At 59.3% G+C, this 17,755-nt stretch carries 16 protein-coding genes; 6 read left to right on the top strand and 10 right to left on the bottom strand.

Annotated features, from left to right (window positions below):
• A partial coding sequence (locus Q0288_RS08975) for a hypothetical protein (protein WP_299429588.1) occupies positions 1-267 on the bottom strand: 267 nt, incomplete at its 3' end.
• 126 nt (positions 268-393) lie between these two features.
• Here Q0288_RS08975 and Q0288_RS08970 point away from each other — a divergent pair.
• Positions 394-1,134, top strand: a complete 741-nt coding sequence (locus tag Q0288_RS08970) for a S24 family peptidase (RefSeq protein ID WP_299429586.1) — start codon at positions 394-396, stop codon at positions 1,132-1,134.
• A 72-nt stretch (positions 1,135-1,206) separates the two neighbouring features.
• The gene (locus tag Q0288_RS08965) at positions 1,207-1,986 is read left to right on the top strand and encodes an ABC-2 family transporter protein (RefSeq protein ID WP_299429584.1); all 780 of its coding nucleotides are present in this window, start codon (positions 1,207-1,209) and stop codon (positions 1,984-1,986) included.
• Here Q0288_RS08965 and Q0288_RS08960 read toward each other — a convergent pair.
• From Q0288_RS08960 to Q0288_RS08940, 5 genes are all read right to left on the bottom strand, one after another.
• Positions 1,983-3,092 carry an MraY family glycosyltransferase gene (locus Q0288_RS08960; protein ID WP_299429583.1) on the bottom strand — a complete coding sequence of 370 codons (1,110 nt, stop codon included), beginning with the start codon at positions 3,090-3,092 and terminating at the stop codon, positions 1,983-1,985. The genes Q0288_RS08965 and Q0288_RS08960 overlap by 4 nt on opposite strands.
• Before the next feature lie 555 nt (positions 3,093-3,647).
• Complete coding sequence (gene upp / locus Q0288_RS08955; protein WP_299429581.1) at positions 3,648-4,274, bottom strand: uracil phosphoribosyltransferase; 627 nt, start codon at positions 4,272-4,274, stop codon at positions 3,648-3,650.
• A gap of 141 nt (positions 4,275-4,415) precedes the next feature.
• Positions 4,416-5,294 (bottom strand): aminoglycoside phosphotransferase family protein, encoded by an 879-nt coding sequence (locus tag Q0288_RS08950; RefSeq protein WP_299429579.1) that lies wholly within the window; start codon positions 5,292-5,294, stop codon positions 4,416-4,418.
• A gap of 79 nt (positions 5,295-5,373) precedes the next feature.
• Positions 5,374-6,621, bottom strand: coding sequence for an MFS transporter (locus Q0288_RS08945; protein ID WP_299429590.1), 1,248 nt, complete (start codon positions 6,619-6,621; stop codon positions 5,374-5,376).
• A gap of 38 nt (positions 6,622-6,659) precedes the next feature.
• Entirely contained in the window at positions 6,660-7,382 is a 723-nt protein-coding gene (locus Q0288_RS08940) for a GntR family transcriptional regulator (protein ID WP_299429577.1), read from the bottom strand.
• 122 nt (positions 7,383-7,504) lie between these two features.
• Here Q0288_RS08940 and Q0288_RS08935 point away from each other — a divergent pair, with 122 nt between their 5' ends.
• Together Q0288_RS08935 and Q0288_RS08930 are read left to right on the top strand one after the other, a co-directional pair.
• The gene (locus Q0288_RS08935; RefSeq protein ID WP_299429575.1) at positions 7,505-8,506 is read left to right on the top strand and encodes a TAXI family TRAP transporter solute-binding subunit; all 1,002 of its coding nucleotides are present in this window, start codon (positions 7,505-7,507) and stop codon (positions 8,504-8,506) included.
• Positions 8,507-8,631: 125 nt separating this feature from the next.
• Positions 8,632-10,992, top strand: coding sequence for a TRAP transporter fused permease subunit (locus tag Q0288_RS08930; RefSeq protein ID WP_299429573.1), 2,361 nt, complete (start codon positions 8,632-8,634; stop codon positions 10,990-10,992).
• A gap of 172 nt (positions 10,993-11,164) precedes the next feature.
• Here the strand turns inward: Q0288_RS08930 and Q0288_RS08925 are convergent, their stop codons facing one another.
• On the bottom strand, positions 11,165-11,845 hold the full coding sequence (locus Q0288_RS08925; RefSeq protein WP_299429571.1) for a hypothetical protein: 681 nt from the start codon (positions 11,843-11,845) through the stop codon (positions 11,165-11,167).
• A gap of 108 nt (positions 11,846-11,953) precedes the next feature.
• Between Q0288_RS08925 and Q0288_RS08920 the strand changes: the two genes are divergently transcribed.
• Both Q0288_RS08920 and holA read left to right on the top strand, forming a co-directional pair.
• On the top strand, positions 11,954-12,316 hold the full coding sequence (locus Q0288_RS08920) for a DUF4160 domain-containing protein (protein ID WP_299429569.1): 363 nt from the start codon (positions 11,954-11,956) through the stop codon (positions 12,314-12,316).
• Between the two features lie 47 nt (positions 12,317-12,363).
• The gene (gene holA / locus Q0288_RS08915) at positions 12,364-13,287 is read left to right on the top strand and encodes a DNA polymerase III subunit delta (protein ID WP_299429567.1); all 924 of its coding nucleotides are present in this window, start codon (positions 12,364-12,366) and stop codon (positions 13,285-13,287) included.
• Between the two features lie 578 nt (positions 13,288-13,865).
• On the opposite strand, the gene Q0288_RS08910 is transcribed toward holA, so the two are convergent.
• The 3 genes from Q0288_RS08910 to Q0288_RS08900 all read right to left on the bottom strand — a co-directional run bounded on the left by Q0288_RS08910 (position 13,866) and on the right by Q0288_RS08900 (position 17,304).
• Positions 13,866-14,828 (bottom strand): calcium/sodium antiporter, encoded by a 963-nt coding sequence (locus Q0288_RS08910; RefSeq protein WP_299429565.1) that lies wholly within the window; start codon positions 14,826-14,828, stop codon positions 13,866-13,868.
• A gap of 360 nt (positions 14,829-15,188) precedes the next feature.
• The gene (locus Q0288_RS08905) at positions 15,189-16,055 is read right to left on the bottom strand and encodes a hypothetical protein (protein ID WP_299429563.1); all 867 of its coding nucleotides are present in this window, start codon (positions 16,053-16,055) and stop codon (positions 15,189-15,191) included.
• A complete protein-coding gene (locus tag Q0288_RS08900) occupies positions 15,973-17,304 on the bottom strand; it encodes a CHASE2 domain-containing protein (protein WP_299429561.1) in 1,332 nt (443 codons plus the stop codon). The genes Q0288_RS08905 and Q0288_RS08900 overlap by 83 nt, the downstream gene beginning before the upstream one ends.
• Positions 17,305-17,755 lie beyond the last annotated feature (451 nt).

Here is a 17,755-nt window from a genome sequence, read left to right as displayed (position 1 = left end):
GAAACGTGGCCAGCCCAGGTGGGTGGCGAGCACCAGGAGGCTCTTGGGGGAGAGGGGGAGCCAGTCCGAGACCAGGATGGCCGCCAGGGTGCCCCAGAAGGCGCTGCTGAGTACGTGCAGGGCCTGCTTCCAGAACCTGCCCCGCACGCTCTTTAACAGCACCCTGAGCAGAGCACCTGTACCGGTGAAGACACCCACCACCACAAAAAGTTGCCAGGGCTCGAGTCTGGAGAGCAGATCGGTGGTGTTCTGTGGGTTCGGTTCCATGATTCATCCAGGCTGGGTAGGAAGAGGACGGAGTGGATATGTTTACAACATAATATAGTATTGGAATATGTTACAGGAGAAACCCTGTTCAGTCAATATGCCTAGAAACGTTGTACCTTAATCAAAATGACTTATGATCTTGAAGAGGAACCCCCAATGAACACCCCGGACTGGGCCACCGCCATTCGCCAGCAGCGCCAGCGCTTGGGCAAGTCGCAAACCCAGGTGGCGCAGGAGTCTGGGTTGCTCAACCAGACCGAGGTCAGTCGCCTCGAGCGCGGCCTGATTCACCCCACCCTGGATCTGGGGGCTGCCAAACTGCGGGCATTGCTGGGGGTGCTGGGCTGGAGCGGGCCCCAGTTTGCTCAGGCTACGGGACTGGAATTGGGTTTTGTAGAAGGCGGAGCCCTCCTGGGGGTAAGGCGCTTAGAAGCCGATCTGCGCTTCGCCACTTTTCCCGTCCAGGCCACCGCCTCGGCGGGCCTCAAAAACACCCAGACCAGCGAGGGCCTGGTTTCGATCCCGCTGGAAGACCTTAAAGCTCTGGGTGTGCGGCCCGAAAACGTGCGGGTCTATGCCGTCAATGGCGACTGCATGGTTTCGGAGAGCGTGCGGGCGATGGGCCAGAGCATCGCACCGGGTGACCGGGTGGCGGTGGACACCGGGCGAATGCCGAAAGCCGGCGATGTGGTGGTGGCCTGGGATGGCCTCAACGACATGATGCTCATTAAGCGCTACCAGGAAGAAGGCGAGCACATCGTGTTTTATCCGGCCCGCCATAGCGTACCCCCGGTGGTGCGTCACCGGGACGACCCGGTAAAAATCATCGGGCCGGTGGTGTGGCGTGGAGGGCCGTTCAGGGGGTGAAGGGGAGTGGGTCTTAGCCGGTAGCGGTGGGCTGATCGCTACGATCCCCGGATCGCTTGCTACACTAAGCAGGTGCGTTATCTTCGAATGCTGCGACACTTCTGGGGGACGGCCCTGGCGGCAGAGCTCGAGTACCGGGGTAATTTTCTGGTTGCGGCACTCGCGGCGCTGGGCGGGGCAGCCGGGAGCATTTTCGGAATTTCGCTACTCTACCAGGGGGGGTATCAGCCCGGTGGGTGGAAGTACGAGGAAGCCTTGTTGGTGCTGGCCGCCTTTTTGATGCTGGATGGTTTTGCTTTTACCCTGCTTTCGCCGAACCTCAACCGGGTGGTCGAGCAGGTGCAGAAAGGGACCCTCGATTTTGTCCTGCTCAAGCCCATGGATAGCCAGTTCTGGCTTTCTTTTCGCACCCTCTCCCCCTGGGGCCTGACCGATTTTGTAATCGGGCTGGGGATCTGGTTTTTTGCCGGGAATCGCCTGGAGCTGGGCATCTCCGACTATCTGGTGGGTTTCGGGCTGCTGGCGATAGCCTTTGTGATGCTCTATAGCCTGTGGTTCATCATCGGTACCAGCAGTATCTGGTTTGTCAAGGTCGCCAACGCTACCGAGGTGTTGCGGGCCTTGCTCGAGGCGGGGCGCTTTCCCATGCAGGCTTTCCCAGCAGCTTATCGCTTCATCTTCACTTTTGTGGTTCCGGTGGCCTTCCTGACCACCGTGCCCGCCGAAGCCGCGCTGGGCCGCCTGACCGAGCAAAGCCTGGGCCTCGCCTTCCTGATTGCGTTGGGCTTACTGCTGTTCTCCAGGGTTTTCTGGCGCTTTGCACTCCGGAGTTATACGTCGGCCTCGAGTTAGCCGGGGGCCTCGGCTTGCTGTGTGGTCTCTTTCCAGACCGCTCGCATCTTGCGCCAGACGGTAAAACCCAGCAAAGAGGCGGTGCCGATTGCGGTCAATAGCAGTACCGTAAAACTGACCCCTTGAACCCACATCGCCACCAAGCTCAAAGCCAGGGTGATGATCCACAAGGTGGCGGTGGTGCGGCGTTGGGAGAAGCCCCTGGCCAGAAGACGGTGATGAATGTGGTCTTTGCCAGGGGTGGACATGGGATTCTGTCGCTTGAGAATGCGGCGGATAAAGACCTGCGAGGTGTCCAGAATGGGCAGCAGCAAAAACAGGGCCGTAGGAACCAAGGAAAAAACCGTCGTGACCTTAAGGCTGCCCAGCAGCGCAGTAGCGGCCAGCACATAGCCAAAAAAATAGGCTCCAGCATCGCCCATGATGATCTTGGAGGGGAAAAAATTATGCCGCAAAAAACCCAGTGCGGCCCCAGCCAGCGCTGAAAGCACCAGCGTAGCCGCAGCCCATTGCGGGTTTTGCGCCGAAACAGCCAGCAGGCTCATGGCTGTGATGTAGGAAATACCCCCTGCCAGGCCGTCAACCCCGTCCATAAGGTTCACCGCATTGGTGATGCCCATCACCCAGAATATGGTCAGCACCGTACCCCAGAATGGATCGAGGGCCGTCCCGAACGCCGCATCGAAGCGAATTCCCACCGCCACCAGTAGCAAAGCACACAAAAACTGCACCAGGAGCCGGAACAACGGCGGTAGACTAAACTGATCATCCACAAAACCCACCAGCACCAGAATGGCCCCACCCAACAAAATCGCCAGCACCTGCACCTGCACTTCCTGAATCAGAATAGGACGCAGGGCTGTGGCCACAACCAGGGCTGCAACCACGCCAGCAAAAATGGCCAGCCCTCCCGCATTGGGTAGCGGCTCCTTATTCAAGCGACGGGCACTCGGCTGATCGGCCCAGCCCACCTGGAGAGCAAATTGCCGCACCCTGGGAATAAACCGCCAGGTTACAGCCCAGGCCACTACAAACGTGAAAACCACAATCAGCCAGCCCGAACCAGCGGGGTTGGCGATGCCGATAGATTTGAGGAACTCACCCATACCCTGAACCGCTTTAGCTTATAGCGGATGGGTGAGGAATTGTGCAGGTTGGTTAGAGTAGCGGGGCAGGAGCAAAGGCGCCTGAAAAAGACCGGCTTCCAGACGCCAATATACCTCCAACCCCGGAGGATCCGGTTTTATCCAAGTTTTTGCCTACCATGCTTACAGCCCGATGCTATCTTTTTGGAGTTAAAGCACATTGGTGTGGACGAATTGACCACTTTGTTCTGCGCCAGACGGGATTTCTAGGATAAAGTTGCTCTTATGGGCAAAGAACCAGTCAAAAACGTTGTCCAAATAACCCCAGACATAGGGTTCGCAAAGCTGGGTTTACCCGTAGAGGTCGTCAGGGGTTTCGAGGTGTACCGGACGGTCTGTGCAAAGGCGGATTTATGGGGCTTTGGTCAAGCGCCCTCCAGTAATACAGGCGAAAAAAGCATCTCCCTTCGGTCGGGTTAGACCGAATCTGGTATGAGTATTCGATTGAGTCCGCGTAGAAGTGTCAGGGCGAGGCCTCCGGGCCGGGCAGCAGTCCTCAAACGGTGAGCGCCGAGCCTACTTTGTTCCGTAAATCCGGTCTCCGGCATCGCCCAGGCCAGGCACGATATAGCCGTGGTCGTTGAGGTGGCTGTCCACGGCAGCTACCACAATTTCCACATCGGGGTGGACTTTTTGCACCCGCTTTATGCCCTCCGGGGCGGCTATGATGCTCATCAGTTTGATGTGGTGGGCTCCTTTGGCCTTCAGAATCGAGATAGCATGGATGGCGCTGCCTGCGGTGGCCAGCATGGGGTCGGTGAGGAAGACCCTGCGCTCGGCGATATCGGCAGGGAGTTTGCAGTAATACTCCACCGGGTTGAGGGTCTGGGGATCGCGGTAGAGCCCAATATGGCCCACCTTGGCGGCGGGCACCAGCTCGAGGATGCCATCCACCATGATCAGCCCGGCCCGCAGAATGGCCACCAGAGCCAGTTTTTTGCCAGAGAGCATCTGGGCGGTAGTGGTGAGGAGCGGGGTTTCTACAGACACGGGGGCGAGCTCGAGGTCGCGCATGGCTTCGTAGGCCATGAGCATGGTTACTTCTTCCATGAGTTCGCGGAACTCTTTGTTGCCGGTATGTTTGTCACGAATAATGGCCAGCTTATGTTGAATCAGGGGGTGATCTACCACAGTCACTTTCATGCTGGTTGAATCGTAACACTGCTCCAGGGAAGGGGGCAAATGCAAACCAGAGAACCGGCGTATGCCGGGAAACCCTGCCCAAACCAGACATCGCGTGGGATCGTACGCAGGGTAGCCCGCCGTTGGCCTAAAGCGGATACATCAGGTCAACTCAGGGCTAAAGTCCAGATAAAACCGTAGAGCTTTGGGCATCTTGTCGGCCACAGCGGCCTCGAAACCTGGGGGTTCTTTGGTTCGGAACCAGTGCATATCGTGGAGGTAGGTGAGGGGAACCCAGAAGCGCAAGCGGGGCCAGAGGGACTCGGGCTGGGGGTAGCGGCGAACGATGGCTTGCAGCGCCCTGGTGGCTTTTTCTTCACCCAGCAAGACCAGCGTTCCGGTGGTCAGGATGGCCAGGTCGCGGGCGGGGTCGTCGGGCTGGGCGCGCACCCAGTCCACTACCAGTGCTTCGGGGAGGGTGCGGGCTTCGGCAGCGCTTGCCGCCGCACCGGGATTTTTGAGCAGGATGTTGCCTGCGTGGGGATCGCGGTGGCAGAAAGCCTGGGGGGTTCCGGCGACTTCTTCCACCTGCTGCCACAGCCAGCCCACCAGCTGCTGGGCTTGGGGGAGGTCGTGCAGGGTTCCGCCAAACTGGCTGAGGCGGTCTTGCAGGCGGGCCTGGCTCACCACGCCGGGTTCGCGGATAGTGTGCAGCTGGACGAAAAACTGGGCCAGGCAGTCCAGCGCCTGGTTGGTAAATCGCTCGGGCACGAAGTTGGAGCCGGGATACCGTTTGATAACGAGAATGCCGTGGTGGTTCAGCGGGAAAGCCTCTACCACCCATTCCCCCAGTCCAGCCTTGGTCATGTTCAAGGCTTCCAGGCGGGCAGCATAGATGCCGCCGGGCTGCCAGGAGGGGGTTTCGGGAGAGTACACCTTGAAAACCAGCCCATCGCCTGCGAAGGTGCGGGCATCGGCCCCATCTACCAGGGGGGTCAGGTGCATCTGATAGCGGGCCTCGAGGGCAGGCAGAATCTCCACCGACCTCAGAATACTCGAGCGGATGCGAAAGCGTGGAGATGACGGAAGCAGCGTAGCGTTTTGGGCCTATGCTAGCGGCTCAGTCGGAGGCGACCTGGGGAGTTGGAACGGGCGGCTCGACTTTGGGGGCCGGGGTTGGAGCCAGCACCCTGGGCCAGGGAAAGCGAATCAGTACCAGTGCTGCCGTGAGGGTCAGCAAGCCCATCACGGCCACCCCCCAGCGTGCGCCCAGGGCATCCATCAAAAAGCCCGAAAGATAGGCTCCCATGGGCCCTGAGCCCAGCAAGACCATCGAGTACACCGACATCACCCGGCCCCGGATCCGGTCGGGAGCGATTAGCTGTACGGTGGTGTTGGCATTGAGCATGGTGGTAATCATGCCCAGTCCAGCGATTCCCAGCACCACCGCCACCCAGAGGGTGGGCAGGGGCAGGGCCAGGGTAATCAGGGCGCAGCCCAGAATCATGCTGCCAAATACGGCCCGCACGGGATGGGCCCTGGAAGCCAGGGTCTGCACCAGCGCGGCTACAATTGAGCCCAGTCCTACCGCTGACATCAGCAGCCCAAAGCCCTGGGCATCGAGCCCCAGCTCGAGCCGGGCATAAGAAGGCACGATGGTCTGGAAATTCATGCCCAGCAGGCTGGTCAGGCCCAACAGCACCACCACCTGGCGCACCAGCGGGTGCCCCCAGACAAAGCGCAACCCCTCGAGGGCATCTTCCACGACCCCACCGCGTCTGGGTTCGATACGGGCGCCAGGGGTAAACAACAAGACCGCAATTAACGGAATGAAGGAAAGGGCATTGGCCAGGTAGCTCCAGGAGAGACCAAAGCCCGCAATCAGCAGTCCGGCCAGGGCTGGCCCGATCAGCCTCGAGGTGTTGAAGCCAAAAGAGTTTATGGCGATGGCTCCTGGATAGCGGTCCTTACCGGCCAGCTCCACCGTGAAGGCTTGCCGCACGGGTAAGTCCACTGCGTTGAACATGCCATACAGGAAAGCAAACACCAGCACGTATTCGTAGCGCACCAGTCCGGTCACGATCAGGGCGAACATGCCAAAAGCCAGTACCGCCATGCCGCCCTGGGTGATGAAAAGCAGGTTCCGCCGGCTGTAGCGATCCGAAAGCACCCCCGCCGGAATTGAGAACAGCAGCGAAGGCAGAAACTGTAGGGCAACCACCAGGCCCAGCCGTTCAGCGCTGCCGGTAAGTTCCAGCACCAGCCAGCCCTGGGTCGCAGCCTGCATCCAGGTGCCCATCTGGGAGAGAAACAGTGCGATCCAGTAGGTTCGGTATTGGGGGTCACGTAATAGGGCCAGCGCCAGCACAAATCCCATCATACCCCTAAACTGACCGGCGGGTCAGTTCAAGAATGGCGCGGAAGGGCAAGCCAGTTTTCCAGGCTCTCCCGGATGCGCTTGAAGTGTTTCAACAGGGCCCCGGCAGCCTCTTCGGAGTTGCGCAATTCGAGAGCCTCAAAGACCGCCAGGTGCTCCTTAAAACCCAGCTCCAGTTGAACCAGACTGCGACTGACCGAGTCCTGGGCCAGGAGCGACTGGTCTTTCAACAGACCCACCATACGCCCTAAAGCAGGGTTGTGGCTCAGGCTGCCCAGCAGTTTGTGGAATTCTAGATCGGAGGCTAAATAGCCCCTGAAGTTGGCTTTCTGGATGCTCAGCTGCTGGGAGTGTAAAACCTGTTTCAGTGCAGCAAAGTCGGCGCTGGTGGCGCGGACTGCGCCCAGGCGCACCGAGGCTAGCTCCAGTACCTCTCGAGCCTCGAGAAGTTGCAGCGCATCCTCGAGGCCAAACTGGGCTACGACCGCCCCTTTGCGGGCCTCCTCCCAGGCCAGGCCGTCGGCTACCAGTTGCAGCACAGCTTCGCGTACCGGACTGCGCGAGACCCCCAGCTGACGGGAAATCTCCGGGACGCTTAGCGGCTGACCCGGCAGGAGCTTGCCGCTCAGAATATCCCGGTGTAAAAGACCGTGCACCTTGTCTACAAGTCGCTCGGACTGCAGCTTGGCCTGGGGTTTCCTGGAGGCGCTCACACCGTACTGCTCCTGGCTACGAAGTCTGTCCCTTGACATAGTTACATGTAATATGTAGTCTGTCCACAGCCGGAAGTGTAACTCTAAGCCCCGTCACGCCAAACCGATGACTCGGGTGGTTTTGTTCATAGTTCAGTCCGGTCATCAGGAGGATTTCTACGATGAAGCTTAGGAAACTTGTAATGGTGTTCATGCTGGTGGTAATGGGCAGTGCGCTGGCCCAGGAGCGGGCCAGGGTGGTCATTCCTACCGGTGGAGTGGGCGGGGTGTTTTTCTTTTATGGTCAGGCCCTGGCTAAAGTTCTCACCGAGGCCGGAGTGGCCGATGCCACCGCCCAGCAGACGGGCGGCTCCTACGACAACCTCTTGCTGCTGCGGGATCGCACCAACCCTGCCGCCAACACCTACTTCTGTGCCCTGTCTACCATTGACGCAGTAAAGCTCTCCTTCACGGGTCAGGAGCGTCGCTTTGCCGAGCGCCGCGCCGATATGCAGCGCATCCTGTTTTATATGTACCCCAGCCTGATTCACATTGTCACCAGCGAGGGTTCTGGCATTCGCTTTGTCAGCGACCTGCGGGGCCGGCGGGTCTCTACGGGGGTACCGGGTTCTTCGACCGAAAACCTGGCCCTGATGGTCATGCGAGGCGCGGGTGTGGATGTGCGCGAGCTGCGTACACAGGAGCGGCTGGGAGCTGCTGAGTCGGCCCGCGCACTGGTTGAAGGAAGAATTGATGCCTACTTCTGGGTAGGCGGCGTACCAACCTCTAGCGTGGTGGAAGCTGCCCAGGGCCTGACCCGCCGGGGCGACCGGATCCGCCTGGTAGACGTCCCCCGTACGGGTCCTACGGCACAACTTCTGATGCAAGAGTTCCCGGGTATCGTCTCCACGGGTAACTTGCGGCGTGAAATCTATGGAACCAGGGAAAATCACTTTGTTCTCTACACCGGCAATGTCTTCCTCTGCCCGGCCTCGATGCCCGACGACCTGGCCGCTGCAATCATGCGTGCGGTTTTTGCAAACCTACCAACCCTGACCGCGGCTACTGCTGCTGCCCGCGATACCACCATCCAGAACACGGTCAACCTGGTAAACCAGAGGTTTTTAGTCCCGTTCCACCCTGGGGCATTGCGCTACCTGCGCGAGACTGGGGCCATCCGCTAGGGCACGCCTTCATTGCTGACCATTTCGCCCAATATGCCTGAACTTTACTGGGGTGGCCGGATCCAGGTCACCCCAGTTCCTCGCGGGAGTCGGATGTCGCTGCTGCCCTTGCTACAGGAGGCTTAGTGGAAGAAATTCAAGATACACCCAAAAAAACCAGTCTGCTGGGGCGTATCACCTGGGTTGTGCTGTTTGTGGCTGCGCTGTATAGCCTGTATGTGGTGGTGCATCCTTTCACGCCGCTGGCCGATTTCAGGATCGGTATCCTGGACATGGTGCAGCTCGAGCGTGCGGTTCACGTTTTCTTGCTGATGTTCGCGGGCTATCTGATCACTGCCCAGATTCCCCCAGCCAAGCGCACTTTTGGCACCTGGGTGTTTGCCCTGCTCTCGTTTCCTTTCCTCTATATCTTCTGGACTTTCAATGCTCCCGGTGTAGAAATTCCGCTGATTGGCAAACTCATGGCCACCCTGGCCTTTGCCCTGGCCATCCTGCCACTGCTGTTACCGGGCATTCAGCGCTTCACCGATATTTTCGCGGCCCTGTTTGCCCTTGCCCCGGTAGTCTATCAGGTCGTCTTCTTTGAAGAGCTTATATTCCGTGCGGTGATGCCCTCGGGTTGGGATATGGTAATGTCCTTCAGCCTGATCATGCTGGTGCTGGGACTGGTCGCCCGTCTGCTGGGTGCGGTCATGCCGGCGCTGGTGATGATTTTTCTGGCCTATAACCTGCACGGCCACTATGTCCCCGGGCTTTTCCGGGGGGTGGAGAACAGCATAGATCTGGTTCTGGGTAAGATTTACAATGAGGCCGAAGCCGGCATATACGGCATGATTACGGGGGTATCGGCCGAATACCTGGTTTACTTTACTATTCTGTCGGGCCTGATTGGCGCACTGGGTCTGGGCCGGGTCATTGCCAATATCGCCATGGCCCTGGTAGGCCGATCACCCCAGACCCCGGGACGGGTTACGGGCCTGGCCGCGGTATTTATGGGGATGTTCAGTGGTTCGGCAGCCGCCGATACCCAGTTTGTGGCCACCCTGACCAAGCCGCTCTACGAAAAGGCCAACTACGACAAGCTGGTAGGAGCCGGTCTGGTTGCTACCGCTGGCAGCATTGCCCTGATCACCCCCCCCGTGTTGGGCAGCATCGCTTTCATCATGGTGGAAATCCTGCAGATTAGCTATCTGTGGGTGGTCGTTATGTCTATCGGCCCAATGCTCTTGTACCTGCTCTCGGTGCTCACCTTCAACGAGTTTTACTCGCGCAAAGCCAAACTTCAGCCAGTGGGCGACGAGTCGCTGCGACGCAGTTATGCACTGCGTTACAGCACCATTTTTATTCCTATTGTTTTGATCATTACCCTGTTGTTTCTGGGAACTTCGGTCTCGACAGCCGTCTACCTGGCCACCCTGTCTTTTGTTCTGGTCTGCTTCCTCGACCCTACCTTGCGCCCCGAGCCGCTAGACCGGGTTATGCGTAGCCCTGCCTACCGGCTGGGCCTCCCACTCGGCATCGGTCTGGGGTTTGCTGGCCTTACCATTCCCTTTTTCCTGGGCTGGGAGGTGGGCCACATCCCGGTCGCTCCCCTCACCCTGGCCTTTATGGGTTTTATGCTGGGAACCTTCATCTATCCTTCCGTGGCCAACGGTAGTTTCCGTGGGGCTATGGAGCCGCTGGCCCTTGGTCTGGCGAATGGTTTTCGCCAGCTAATTCCCATCGGTACGGCAGTAGTGGCGGCCAACTTAATCTTCGGAATGATGGTAATCTCGGGCCTGCCCGCCAAGTTCACCATTTTTGTGGGGCAGGTTTCGGGGGAGAGTCTGCTGGTAGCTACGCTGTTTGCCGCCTTTTTCAGCCTGGTTCTGGGCCTGGGGCTGCCCCCTACTGCCACCTATGTGATGGCGGCCTCACTCACTGCACCGGCCATCATCATGCTGGCCTCGGACAACTACCTGGCCTACGGACTCTCGCCTGAACAGGCCATGATGGCAGCCACCCTGGCCACCCATATGTTCCTCTTCTATTACGCGGTGGTGATGGATGTCACCCCGCCGGTGGGCCTTTCGGCCTATGCTTCGGCCTCGGTCTTCCGAACCGACCCCATTATGACCGGGGTCTACGCCGCCAAGGTGGCTTTGCCCAAGTACATTTTTGGCTTCTTCTTCCTGCTGACCTTTACGGGCACCGGGCTACTGATCTTGCCCATTCTGCAGAACATGCCTGGCTGGGAGGGCTGGCTAATTATCATCGAGCGCTTCATATTTACAGCCGCGGCCATCGTCTTGCTCTCCGCCTCCACGGTGGGCTATGCCCGCCGCAAACTGAAACGCTGGGAGACCTGGGTGCTGGGCCTGCTGGCTCTGGGGCTGTTTTATCCCTTTCCCAACCTGTGGATGCCCAGCATTCTCTTCGTGCTGGGGATCCTGTTCTTCCTGCGCAGCGAGAAAACCCGCACACCCGAACCTCAGGCAGCAGACTAGAGCCAGCGCTTACCAGATTGACCATGCCCCCGATATTTTTTTGGGGGGGGACAAAGCATCTCCACGCCAGGAATTTGCTCTACCTGTAGAGGCCTGGCCACAGAGCCGCGCCGACGCAAACCCAGAAGCGCACCGCGTAAAACCATCCCCGGAATTTCTATCGTGGGGGCACCTAATACTGGCTGAGGGCAGCTCTGTAGAGGGCCAGCCGTTCCAGTCGTACGGTAGGGGTCTGGTCTCCGGTGAAGCCCCAAAACTTGAGGTCATCATTCCTGACCTGTACCCCCATGCGCAGCAAGGTTTCCAGCCGTCCTTCCTCTGCAACCTGGCGCAACTGAGTACGGTACTTCTGCATCGTTTCCACGCTCAGACTGGGTCTGGACTGGGCATCCCCAGGCAAAAATCCAAACAACAGCTCGAGGTCGTTATCATACCCGTCGCCATCGGAGTCCAGCCCGTCCAAGGTGGCCTGAGCGACTGCGTGGCGAATCTGCCTGGGGTTGAGCTGAAAAATGCTTCTGGTTTCGGGGCTGTCGCTCGATACAACCTCATCGAGGAGGTGCTGGATCTTGTCCTGATAGTCGCGGCCAAAGGGGTTGAAGACCCCGGAGGTCTCTTTGCCCAGGTGGCAGAGGGTGCAGGAGGCCCGGCTGGGCTCGAGGTTATAGCGCACCGCAAGTTCACTTAGCGAAGGTACGACAAAGCTTAGCGGGGTGGTGGCTGCGGGAACCAGCCCCAGCGCATCGGTGTAGCGTCCGCGCTCCCGGAAAGCCTCGCCCAGGCCGCGCCAGCTAAACAGCGCAAAGCTGCCCAGGAGGGTCAGAACCATCAACAACCGCAGCCGGTTCTCCACCAGCCTCAATCTATACGATGGGGCGGAGCCTGAAGGTGGGCCAGTCTGCTACCTCGACCAGCCTCTAAAAACACCAGCATACGGCCTGGGAATTGATACACTGAGGCCATGCTGACGCTTATGCGCCGGGGTGGCTTTCGCTTCTATATCAAGTCGGGCAGCGCCCAGGAAAAACCCCACATCTTTGTAACCCGCGACGGCGAAGCCTGGGCCAAGTTCACCCTGGGGCCGGTTAACCCGGTGGTCAACAATGGAATATCCCGCAACGAACTGACCCGATTGCAGGGGGTTGTGACCGACCTCGAGCCCCAGCTCTTACAACTCTGGTGGGAGTACGCCAGCAGCCAGGGGGTCAAGCCCGAAGCCAATAAGTTCAGGAAGCACGGCCATAAGCCTGTGCAAGCAGGCCAACTGCCCCCCGCAAAAGCCGAGCCAGCGCCGGATTCGACGGAGCTCGAGCCCACGGTTTAGCTGAAGAGCACCCGGGCAGGCTCTATCTGGTATCCTGCCCCAAGCAGATGATCCAGGTCTTTACCGGAGACAGCTTTCTAGCCCGAGAAGCACTGCTGCAAGAAGCCCGCTTGCAGGGCCTGCCCCCTCGCCTGATGCCCCCCGAGCCTGCCCTGGTGGCCCAGGAAGCCAGCGGGGGGCTCTTTGGCCCCGGCGGGGCTCTGGTGGATCTGCGCGACCTGCTCGAGGCCGAGTGGAAGCCCCTCAAGGAAGGGTTGGAAAGCATCTCCCCGGACGCGGTGGTGTTGCTGCTCGACCCCCGCCCCACAGCCGCACGCAGTAAATGGTACGCCGACAAAGCCCAGAAGCGCGACTATCCCACCCCGGGCCCCAGGGAGATGACCAGCTGGGTCATCAACCGTGCACGCCACCACAACCTGAAGCTGCCAGGCGCGATTGCTTCGTATCTGGCGGGTCTGGTGGGGGGCAAAGGCAGCACCGAAAACCCCGCTATGGGACTGGAAGCCCTCGACCAGGAACTAAAAAAACTCACCCTCGCCCCCCAGCCCCTGACCCTCGAGAAAGTTCAGGCGCTGGCAGCCCTCGATACACCCATCTCCGGTTTTGACCTGGTGCGTTCGACCACCGAAGGCAAACCTACCCAGGCTTTCAAATATGCCCGCGAGCTGCTCGAGCGGGGCGAAGACCCCTTGCGGATACTGGGAGCACTTTCATGGCAGTATGTACGGGTCGCGAGAGCCTGGGCCTTGCTGCAAGACGACCCCATGATGGGGGAGGGGATGGCCGCCAGCGCCCTGGGGATGCACCCGTATGCCGCCAAACAGACCCTGCTGCTAGCCAAAAAAATGTCGGGCGAGGCCGTCCAGAAAGCGCTGGAGATTCTGATAGAAGCCGACGAATCCGCTAAAACCGGCAGGGACATGCGCCTGGCCCTCGAGCGGGCGATCGTGGCGTTAATAGCGCTCAGATGAAGAGCTGGAACCGTAGCATCCCATAGCGGTATAGGAGAAATCTGCACCCACTCAGCCAAATTTCAAGAGACCGCCAGCGGGCTCATCGCCCTCGGGTGTGACGCATAGCGAAGGTTGGCTATATGCCGTGACAGTGGTCTGGCAGTACGACGCTGTTCGGACGGTTTGGATGGGTACGATGAGCAGAAGAAGGTTGTTCTGCGGGGTATTCTCGAGAACCCTCGTAGCAGGAGCCAACCCTCGAGCTATACTTTAGCCCCAGGAATCCCCACATGAATGCTCTTAAAGCGGTTGCATACGCCAAGCAAATAGCACGGCCCCTGGCCTGGGAGACCCGCGTGGTTCGGCTAGAGCCTCGTGTAGCGAGGGGAAGGGTCTGGCATACCTATTGCAGGGTGTGTGAGGAGCTCGAGCGAATTCGGGATCTCTACGAGGTCGTCTACGAGCAAGGGGTGGAGGTGGAGATACCTTGCGACCATCGGGCGGTTGCTCTGACCAGGACAATGGTCGAGGGCAGAGCAGTCTGGCGCGGTTGTTGCCGACACTGCAAAACCAGCCACTGGGCCTGGGCCATTCCGCTAAATACTGCTCGTGATCAGGAACGCCACGTAAGCCACATACAGCCCCAAAAATAAACCCCCTTCCCGGCGTCCCAGCCGGTTGCCCGTTACCAGGAAGGGCCACAGCAACACGCTAACAACCAGCATCACCCACATATCGCGCTGGATGGCTTCCCAGGGCAGTCCAATTGGTTGCACCAGGGCCGTAATTCCCAGGATGGCCAGGATGTTGAAAATATTGGAGCCCACGATGTTGCCCAGCGCGATGCCCGGCTCGCGCCGCAAGGCAGCCACAACGGAGGCCGCAACTTCCGGCAGGCTGGTGCCCGCAGCGACGATGGTCAGCCCAATTACCAGTTCGGATACGCCAAAGCCTCTGGCCAGATCCACGGCACCCATCACCAGCAACCGGGCTCCCACCACCAGTAGAACCAGCCCCACCGCCAGGCCGAGGTAGGTGCGCCAGCCAGCTTTGGGCCGGGTTCCATATTCGTGCTCAAACTCGCCTTGCACTTCGGGAGATTCACTGGGTCCCACACGATAGAGAAACAAAATGTAGAACCCAAGCAGTGCTACCAGAACCAGACCCTCGAGGCGGTTAACAACACTGCCAAAATACAAGAGTGGAAACAATAGCAAGACTACTCCGATCATGATGGGAACTTCTCGCTTGATGAACTGGGCCTGAACCGTTATGGGAAAGATCACGGCGGTAAGACCCAGGATGACCAGGATGTTGAACAGGTTGGAACCCACCACGTTTCCCATGGCGATCGCTGGGCTTCCAGCCAGGGCTGCCGCCAAACTGGCAGCCAGCTCGGGGCTACTGGTGCCGAAAGCTACCACCGTCAGACCCACCACGACGGTGCTGACACCCCAACTGCGGGCCAGCACCACCGAGTTTTTGACCAGGGCTTCGCCTCCGAAAAACAACAGTACGAAGCCGCCGAGAATAAACACAATGCTGAGCGCCAAGTCCATACCAGGTAGACTAACAAAACTACCTGGAGACTGTGTAACTATTTGACTCGAGTTCAAATCCAGGGCGGCTGCCGTAGAAGGTGTACCCCCTTCGCGAAACCTGCAGGAGGTTTTCAGAAAGCAGGAGACCGTTCGCTGGACAAAAGCTGTGCATGGCCGATGGGTGCAGCAGCAAAAAAGCGAAAATCGCGATAGGAATGCAACCCACTTGAAAACCACCCTGGCCGGCAGGTAACAAGGCTATTTGAACCTTGCACTTCCGTTGAACCAACGAGGGTCAAAAGTCCAGGGTTAAGTCTCCTGCGGTGGGTTCATCCTTTGACCTGCGATCGGCGGTATTCTTGAAGGCCGACCTGAGTATTAGCGGAAGGCACCCCGGAACTCCTGGCGGATCTGTGCTTCCAGGATGCGGGCCAGCTCGTCATCTCCGGCAGCAAGCAGATAGCTGTAGGCGGCTGGGGCGTAGCCGATGTTTCCGGTGAGCCAGAGGGCCAGTGCGGCCTCGAGGGGGCTACTGGCCGCGACCTCGCTGGCAACGTTCACCCAGCGCACCGGGGCCGCATACACCACCAGCCCAGAGCGGCGGAGTACCTCAACACGCCTTGTCTTCCGGAGCACGTCGGCAGCAATGGTAAAAACCCCATCTCCTGGCGCCTCTACTTTTTGCAGCTCGCTGGCTCCGTCCAACAGGCGCAGAGTCTGTCCGCTGGCAACGGTCAGGGTCAGGGTGCCCAGACCATAGCTGGTGGGCAGGTACAGCACCGGAGTGTGGCCCTCCGGGCCTCGGCTCTTGGCTTCTTTGATGAAAGCCACTTCGGCTTGTTTTTTGCACACCCCGATGTCCTGGCAACTGGCTACCAGGTTTTGCCAGAGTGACCTGGGTCTGGCCACCTCAAAGCAAGCCACCCCCCTGGCTTCCAGCACAAACGCCTTGACCCCGTACACCAGCCGCCCCGTGCCCTCGGTGACGCACAAGCGGTCTCCGGCCTCCAGGTTCAAAGCCAGGGCTGGTCCACCCCTGCGGTTGTAGGTTTGCAGGCTCTGGTCGGCCCGCTCGAGCCAGACCCTACCACTCAGTTCCAGCTGGGCGGGTTCGGCCAGCCCCAGCGAACCCCATCCGAGGAAAGCCAGTGCAACCAGAGCCCTACCGATCCCCCCCGGTTCCCTCCACGATTTCCTTGAGCTTATCGGCCACTTCCTGACCTCTATCGCTGGTTTTGCTTTCATTTTTCTTCCCTCCCGCAAACAGCTTCAAGAGCAAGGCTCCCATCTGAAAAGCCACAATCGGGTAGAGGTAGTCCAGAAAATGACCGGAATACTGCAAAATCGCCACCCCGGCCAAAAACAAGAACCAGGCCGCAACGGCGGTCTCGATCAGGGTCTGCACAAAACCCTGGAAGCGGCTGGCCTTCAGCCAGCCCTCGGTGATGGAATAAGTAAGCCAGAGGGCCAGAAAAACCACCAGTGGTACTACCAGCAACACCGGCCCCCAGCCCAGGGTTTCGGAAAAATTGCGGTAGGTGGCCAGGGTCAGGAGGGCGTTGAGATGAATGTCAATGCCCTGCACTGGTCCGATGGCCGCGAAGTGAACGTCGTCGGCTTTGGGGTAGGTGCGACCCACCAGAAACAATGCCCCCTGGGTTGCTTCCGACTGCACCAGCCCATCGTTCAAGAATTCCAACCCCCCCATCACCACCAGATTGGGCCACAATTGCGGGCCTTCGATACCGGCTCCATAGCGCCGGATTTCGCGGTAGACAATTCGCTTGCCATCGGCCTGGGGGTTTCCGGTTGCCACGACCTGTTGGCAGCGGCTACCCTCGCGCAAATCTATTCCTAACCCCAGGCAGTACAGCCCCAGCGAGGCCGCTACCGGCTGCCCCGGAAGGGGCCGGGGTATCTGGCGGGTCTGCCCATCGCGGTCGTAGAGCACCTGGGCTTGCACTGCGTGGAGGTTGGCATTAAGGCGGCCCAGCGGCTGACCCAACACCTCGTTGTCGGGTACCAGCACCGGCGCCTCGAGGCGCTCCAGAACCTCCAGCAACTGCCGGTCGCCTGCCGACAGCCCACTTCCTTCGTTGCTGGAATAGCGCAGATCGAGGTCGAGGAAGATGCCTTTGGGCTGGTAGGCCAGGATTTTCTGGGTGATGCGGGCTAGCTGGCCCCGGTTGAACACATAACTGTTCGAGCTGAGATGCTCGATGCTGCTCTGCTGTAGTTCCACCAGCACCACCAGCGGAAAATCCCTGATTGGAACCGGCGAACCCCAGCGATGCACCACGATGGTCAGACGATCCAGGGAGGCTCCTTGCGGCCCCTTGATGAAAGCGCCAAAAGGCCCCAGCAGGTTGTGGCTCAGAATGTAAGACGAGGCCACCATCACCAGCACTACCAGTCCGGTGCGCCAGAGGGCTTTGCGGGCATAGGGTGAAAGGATCCGCCGCCGGGAGGGTTTTGCTAGTACTGGCTTATTCACCCTGCACCCACCCATACGGATTCAGGAATCTCCAATCAAGCGACACAGGGCTTTCATCACTCGGAAACGCAACATCTAGTAGAGGCTTGGGCCAATTGCACTACGAGTTGTGCCCTTCAGGACAACAAAAAAGCAAATGAAAAAGGGTTTATACCGTGATATACTACAAACCCATCCTTGCTGCCGGGTTAACACCGTCTCCCGCATCGCTTAGCCTGCTTTCATCTCTGTCTAACTTTAGCGAAGGGAGGGTGGTGGCTTATGCGGGGAGCGTTTTGAATGCGGCGCTGTTGGAGCCAGCCAATCTCCTGGCTTGTAGGGCTGGGTGTGGGGTGTTGGGTTGGTTTGGCCCAGCCCATGCCCAAAGTCGAAACCTATGCCCTGGTGATTGGTATCAACAACTACCGCCCCTACCCCGAAACCCCTTCCCTGCCCCCCCCCCGCCATGCCG

The sequence above is a fragment of the uncultured Meiothermus sp. genome, from assembly GCF_937863175.1.
Lineage (GTDB): Bacteria > Deinococcota > Deinococci > Deinococcales > Thermaceae > Meiothermus.
Note: the sequence above shows the minus strand (reverse complement) of the source record. Positions and strands in the feature narration are given on the sequence as shown.